Source organism: Microcoleus sp., from assembly GCF_049646505.1.
GTDB lineage: Bacteria > Cyanobacteriota > Cyanobacteriia > Cyanobacteriales > Microcoleaceae > Microcoleus.
The window spans coordinates 1-6915 of record NZ_JBARVX010000348.1 but is presented as its reverse complement, the minus strand read 5'-3'; the positions used below and the strand labels follow the sequence as shown (position 1 = coordinate 6915).

General features: G+C 45.3%; 4 protein-coding genes and 1 pseudogene. All 5 read left to right on the top strand.

Features of this window, described 5'->3' with window-relative positions; genetic code table 11:
* Positions 1-140: 140 nt before the first annotated feature.
* On the top strand, positions 141-1418 hold the full coding sequence (locus tag WBA89_RS18030; protein ID WP_424408590.1) for a DHH family phosphoesterase: 1278 nt from the start codon (positions 141-143) through the stop codon (positions 1416-1418).
* A 770-nt stretch (positions 1419-2188) separates the two neighbouring features.
* A complete protein-coding gene (locus WBA89_RS18025) occupies positions 2189-3508 on the top strand; it encodes a class I SAM-dependent methyltransferase (RefSeq protein ID WP_424408589.1) in 1320 nt (439 codons plus the stop codon).
* Positions 3509-3621: 113 nt separating this feature from the next.
* Positions 3622-4155: a type IV pilin-like G/H family protein gene (locus WBA89_RS18020; RefSeq protein ID WP_424408588.1), complete on the top strand. Its 534-nt coding sequence runs from the start codon at positions 3622-3624 to the stop codon at positions 4153-4155.
* Positions 4156-4258: 103 nt separating this feature from the next.
* Positions 4259-6496 (top strand): O-linked N-acetylglucosamine transferase, SPINDLY family protein, encoded by a 2238-nt coding sequence (locus WBA89_RS18015; protein WP_424408587.1) that lies wholly within the window; start codon positions 4259-4261, stop codon positions 6494-6496.
* Between the two features lie 214 nt (positions 6497-6710).
* Positions 6711-6915: pseudogene (gene ppnK, locus WBA89_RS18010) on the top strand (NAD(+) kinase); the annotation flags it as partial.

Below are 6915 nucleotides of genomic sequence, written 5' to 3'. Positions count from 1 at the left end.
CCTCTCCCCCTCTCCCCCTCCATCGCCATACACAATCTATACGAGCAACAGCTTATGACAGTGAGAAACCTACAAACAAACCGGGTTTAAGAGCTTTTAGAACCCCAGTCCTGACAGAATTCAATGGTTAATTTTTAACGATGAAAGACCGCACCCCTACCAATTCAGATCGAACATCTAACAACAGCGAAGGTGAGGTTGACCCCATCGTCGTCGAGGTTTTACCCGAAGTCAGCGGGCCCGTGAAACGACCCCGCAAAGCCGAAGTTGCTTCCGAAGACAACCGCCCTAGTCTCCGCGAGGAAATGCTCGATCGCAAAGTCGAGGAATTGCGCCAAATGTTCGATCGCCACAAAGGCAATCGCCAGTTAATCTTGATGCAAGATTTCCCCGACCCCGACGCGCTTTCTAGCGCTTGGACTTACAAATTAATCGCCGAAAAATACGATATCCAATGCGAGATTCTTTATGCCGGTGCTCTCAGCCACCAAGAAAATATTGCCTTAGTGAAATTGACAGGATTGCCGTTGCAGCGGTGGACGCTGGAAATGGCAAAAACTAAAGATTTGTCGGCTTATCAAGGCTGTGTTTTTATCGACAACCAAGGTACAACTTGTAGCTTAACTGAGTTTATTTTAGGGGCAGGAATTCCGATCGCAGCAGTGATCGACCACCACAGTTTGCAGGGGGAATTGAACGCAGATTTTACCGATGTGCGTCCGGAGATCCACGCTACAGCCACGATTTTTACGGAGTATTTGCAGGCGGGAATGCTGGCTTTTGACAGCAGTATCGGGCAGCACGTCAAGTGTGCTACGGCTTTGATGCACGGTTTGCGATCGGATACGAACTCGCTCAGACAAGCTCAGGAGGAAGACTTTTTAGCTGCGGCTTATTTGAGCCGTTTTTATGACCCGCAGTTGTTGAATGCGGTGTTGCAGTCGTCTCGTTCTAAGTGGGTGATGGATGCGATCGAGCGATCGCTCAAACACCGCATCGTCCAGAACAATTTTTCGATCGCCGGCATCGGCTATCTCCGGTATGACGATCGGGATTCTATTCCCCAAGCGGCGGACTTTTTAGTGACTGAAGAGAACGTACACACAGCCGTTGTCTATGGAATTGTTCACGACAAAGACGAAGAAATTGAAGTAGTAGTTGGCTCGCTGCGAACTAATAAACTGACTCTCGACCCGGACGAATTCATCAAAGAAGCCTTCGGACAAGATGCTGAAGGACGGTTTTTTGGCGGTGGCAGAAGTCAAGCTGGAGGCTTTGAAATTCCGGTGGGATTTCTTTCGGGCGGAAATGAGGATAGCGATTATGCCAAAATGAAATGGGAAGTATTTGATGCTCAAATCAAGCAAAAATTGCTAGAGTTAATTAGCCCTAAAGATAATCCTGTTTGCGATAATTAATTAGGAGTTTTTAGCGAGTATTTCAATCAGCACAAACCGGGAAATAGGGCTGGCGAAGCAAAGACAGCGCCAACTATTTAGAACTTTTCTTTTTGTTACCGCAGATGAGGGCAGATTAACACAGATTAACGCAGATGAATTAGAGCGATTCTGTTGACTGTTGACTGATGACTGTTGACTGTTGACTGTTAACTGTTGACTGTTGACTGTTGACTAATGACTAATGACTAATGACTAATGACTGTTGACTGTTGACTAATGACTAATGACTAATGACTAATGACTGTTGACTAATGACTAATGACTAATGACTAATGACTAATGACTAATGACTAATGACTAATGACTAATGACTAATGACTAATGACTAATGACTAATGACTAATGACTGTTGACTAATGATTTCTCAGGATCTGTGCGAATCGGTGTCAATCAATTGTCATCTAAATGTATATTTAGTAGGTATTGAGCCTACTAAATATACGCGGTTTTCATCCCGTCGCTCATCTGGGTACAGATAGAGCGCGGGTCTTCCCCTCTGCTAATACCAATTTCATAAAGTTATGCTACAGAGAAAGTTTTACTCCCCCCCTTTACAAGGGGGGGTTGGGGGGGTAGATATGTAGCGCTATTTTATGAATTTGGTATAAGATAAATCGCGCGGTGTACTTCATCAACCTGCAATCTGCTGTATTGTGTTGCGGCTTGGCGGGCGATCGCATATTTTCTGACATACTAAGGTAATTTGCCAGCATTGAGCGTAATTGAACATGGATAGCGAAAATTTAGAGTTAATAGAAAACATTCGCCAGCAATTTGACAATACTCCTTTTCCCAGAATCCCCCTGGAAGAATCTCCAAAAGACAACAGCGAATTGCTCTACCTTCACAATCTTGTCACTGCTTACTACTTCAGAAATAGAAAAGTTATCAATACAGAAGGTAAAGTTATCCTCGATGCGGGATGCGGCACCGGTTATAAATCCTTAGTGTTAGCTTTAGCCAATCCGGGAGCGAAAATAGTAGGCATTGATTTATCAGAGGAATCTGTGAAACTAGCCGAGCAACGTTTGCAATATCATGGGGTTGCGAATGCAGAATTTTATGCTTTAAAAATAGAAGAGTTACCAAGTTTAGGGTTGCAGTTTGACTGTATCAATGCTGACGAAGTTCTGTATCTCTTGCCCGATGCTGTTGCTGGATTGCAGGCGATGAAGTCTGTTCTGGCTCCCGACGGCATCATCCGCACCAACCTGCACAGTGCAAATGGTAGAGCCGGAGTATTTCGCGCTCAAGCTGTTTTCAAAGCAATGGGATTAATGGATGGAAGTCCGGGAGAATTGGAGATAGAAATAGTCCGCGAAACTATGGAAGCATTAGAAGATGGAGTAGGGCTTAAGGCATTTACCTGGAACTCAGATCGCGCGCAGAATGAGTCATGGATTATGTCTAACTATTTATTAGTTGGTGATAAAGGTTGTAGCATTCCTGAAGTGTTTGCCATGTTGAGAGCCGCCGATTTAGAGTTTATCAATATGGTGGCTTGGCGCAGGTGGGAGTTGATGGATTTGTTCAAAGATGCAGGTGATTTGCCTCCGTTTTTGGCGATGAGTCTGCCAGAAGCTTCTGTGGAAGAGCGGCTGCATTTATTTGACTTGCTGCATCCCCTGCACCGTTTGTTTGATTTCTGGTGCGGCAATCCAAATCGCACTCAGGATTTTGTGCCCGTGGCGGAATGGACGGAGGCTCAATGGCCCGAAGCGCGGGTACACCTGCACCCGCAACTGAGGACTTCTCAGATTAGGGAAGATTTGACTAATTGCATTGACAGTCAGACGGCGTTTGAGATTAGCCGTTATATTATTGTGCCAACTCTAGCGCCGGTGGCGATCGAGAGTGCGATCGCGGCTTGCTTGCTACCTCTGTGGGAGGGGCCGCAGTCTGCGGTGTCGCTAGTCCAGCAGTGGCTCCAAATCCGCTCCCAGATGGCTGTTAACCAAGAGCCTGTTAGTCAGCAGAAGGCTTTTGAGGAAGTCAAGGAACTGTTGATTGGGCTGGAAGTCTTTCTGTACGTGCTTTTGGAGCGTTAACACCGGGGGTTAAAAAAAAATTGCGATCGGGGTGATATTAAAGCTCCGACAACTGGGTAAGTTACATATAAGAGTTAGAAACGAGCATCCCACCCCTCAAGGAGAAAAGAATTATGAAGACTGAATTTAAAGCCAAGTTCCTGCAACAGCTCAACAAAAAAAGAAAGGAAGAAGGTTTTACCCTGATTGAACTGCTGGTTGTTATCATCATTATCGGTATTCTATCTGCGATCGCTTTGCCCGCCTTCCTCAACCAAGCAAACAAAGCCAAGCAGTCTGAAGCCAAACAGTATGTCAGTTCAATTAACAAGGGTCAGCAGGCTTATTACGCAGAGAATACTGCGTTTGGATCTGACGTTGGAGCTTTGGGTTTAGGTCTCAAAACTCAAACTACTAATTATGAATACACAGTAGGAACTACAATAAATGGAGCTACGACCATTGCAAACCCGGTTCCTTCTGCCGCTTCTGCTCTCAAGGGATATTCCGGAGGGGTAGGGTTGGTTACTGCTGGCGAGGCAAAAACGACTCAGAGCATACTTTGTCAAGTTTCTGGTTCGGGTGTTGGTAATGCTACTCAAGACGAGATTCCTGCTAACGCAACTGAACTCACTTGTTCAGCCGGCATGGAAATAGTTACCAAATAATTGTTCAGCCTCACAAGTATGGCTTGTTGACGAGAGCGGGTAGAACACAAAGTCCTACCCGCTTTAAGTTATTGTATAAAAACTGTTTTGAACAGCTTAATCTATGGTTTCTAGTGATTTATCGGCTGTAGAATCTGATTGGCAGGAAAAAACCGATCGATTTCTGCTTCAAGGAAATTACGTTCAGGCTGCGAAGCTGTACGAACAGGCAATAGAAGACGAACCAGGCATCAAGTCCCACTACTGGCAGTTGGGATTGATGTTGCTGTTGCAGGGACAAGAGGTAGAAGCTCAGACTACCTGGCTGCTGGCATTGGCGGAGGGGGAATCTGAAGAAATAGAGTGTTGGACTGAAGAACTAATAGAGGTTCTGCAAACCGAGGCGGAGAGACAGCGGGATCTGGGTAACTATGCGGTGGCTTGGGCAATTCGGCAGCACATCAGGGAAATTAATCCTACAGATATCAACAACCTGTTGCATTCGATCGGGCTCTCCACCATGCTTGAGACTTATACAGGAGAGGAATTGGTAGAGATTGGCGTCATTGAGCAGCTTAAGTCAGAAGCAGGAAACAGCGTAGACTTTGAGCTATTGATGCAAGTGTTGAAGAATGTTTTAGACAGGGCTCCTTTTTATCCGTCATCCTTTGACTTGACGGAAGCTAGTACAGCCCATGTCAAAGACTCCCTAATTTTTTTGAGTCTTTTAATACCCTTTGTTTATAAGCTTTCTTACTCAGCAAGGAAAGTTAAGTTAGCAGCACGCTTCACAGAGTTAGCATTGCGTGTATCTCCAAAACATCCAGAATTACTGGCTGCTTTGTCTTGTTTTTATCAAGATAGCGGTCAGTATACTAAAGGAATAGAAGCTGCTAAGTTGTGCTATTCAGTTATGGAAGGCTTAGCAAATAAAATTTATGCTAATTTCCTGATTATGCGAAGTTTGATGAGTGCTGGCGGCTATTGGGATGAATTTTGTTTAGCGTTGGAAATAAACAAATCCCTGTTAGTGTCTTTGTTGGAGGAGCAACCGAACTCCCTAGGTTCAACTGCCACAGCTCGCTTATTTTCAGCAGTCTTTTTTTTCCCATATTTTCAGGATAAACCCCATGAAAATCTACAAATTCGCAGGCAAGTAGCTCAGCTTGCTAAATTAAACGTTGAAAATCACGCTAAGGAAAAGGTAGCTCGGTGCCGTAAGTGGCGATCGCCCCTTCTCAAGATCGATCCTCCTAGTAAACGTTTGAAGATTGGATATCTGTCTCATTGCTTGCGGAGCCATTCTGTGGGGTGGTTGGCACGTTGGGTATTTGAACACCGCGATCCATCTCGCTTTGAAGTAAATGCTTACCTGTTTGGCTCTGAAATGAGCAGCGACAAGTTAGAAGATTGGTACATTAGCAAAGTTGACAAAGCTTATAAATTAGGATTAAATAGTCACGAAGCTGCTGAGAAAATTTATGAAGATGAAATTGATATTTTAGTCGATCTTGATAGCATCACTCTAACAACTATTTGTGAAATTATGGCAATTAAACCAGCACCTGTTCAGGTGACTTGGTTGGGTTGGGATGCGTCGAGCGTGCCAACTGTTGATTACTATATTGCCGATCCTTACGTTTTACCCGAATCAGCTCAGGAATACTATACGGAAAAAATCTGGCGTTTGCCTCAAACTTACATAGCAGTCGATGGTTTTGAGGTGGGAGTGCCAACTCTGCGGCGCGATAGTTTGGATATCGGCAGCGATGCTGTGATTTATCTGAGCGCTCAGAGGGGATATAAGTATCATCCCGATACCGCACGGCTGCAAATGCAAATTATTAAAGCTGTACCGAATAGTTACTTTTTAATTAAAGGCATGGCGGATCAAGAATCAATCAAAAAGTTTTTTATCGAAGTTGCGGAATCAGAGGGAGTGGGAGCGGATCGCCTGCGATTTTTAGGATTGACAGGATCGGAAGCAGAACACCGAGCTAATTTGGGCATTGCAGATGTGGTACTAGATACCTATCCCTATAACGGAGCTACAACCACAATGGAAACGCTGTGGATGGGTGTGCCAATAGTAACGCGAGTGGGGGAGCAGTTTGCGGCTCGCAACAGCTACACGATGATGATGAATGCTGGTATTTCGGAAGGGATTGCTTGGAGTGATGAAGAGTATGTAGAATGGGGAATTCGTTTAGGAAAAGATGCGGCTTTGCGGCAGCAAATATCCTGGAAATTGCGGCAGTCGCGGCAAACTGCTCCGCTGTGGAATGCTAAGCAATTTACGCGAGAGATGGAGAAAGCTTACGAGCAGATGTGGCAGATATATAGCCTTTCGAGCGTAACATGAGGTGCTAGGAGTGGGCAAACAGGGCATGGGGCATGGGCCAAACAGGGCTATCCTCACCAAGCTTGAGAACCGCTATATATTGATTAATCGAACCATTAAGGATCGAAAACTTAATAACTTAAGCACCTCCTACAGTCCTCTCTCCAGAAGCCGCGAGATAGAAGGAGGCAGAGCCTCCGCACCTGCATTACCAGGCTCTTCCTGGTAACGAGCAAATGAAATGTGCATTAAACCAGCTTCTGCCGATCGAATGCCGAGCTGTATTCTAGAAATGGAAGTTGACGGCGAAGTAGTCGATCAATATCAAGGCGACGGCTTAATTGTGGCAACTCCCACCGGTTCAACTTGCTACACCGCCTCCGCCAACGGGCCGATTATTCATCCCGGAATGGATGCGATCGCCGTTACTCCGATTTGCC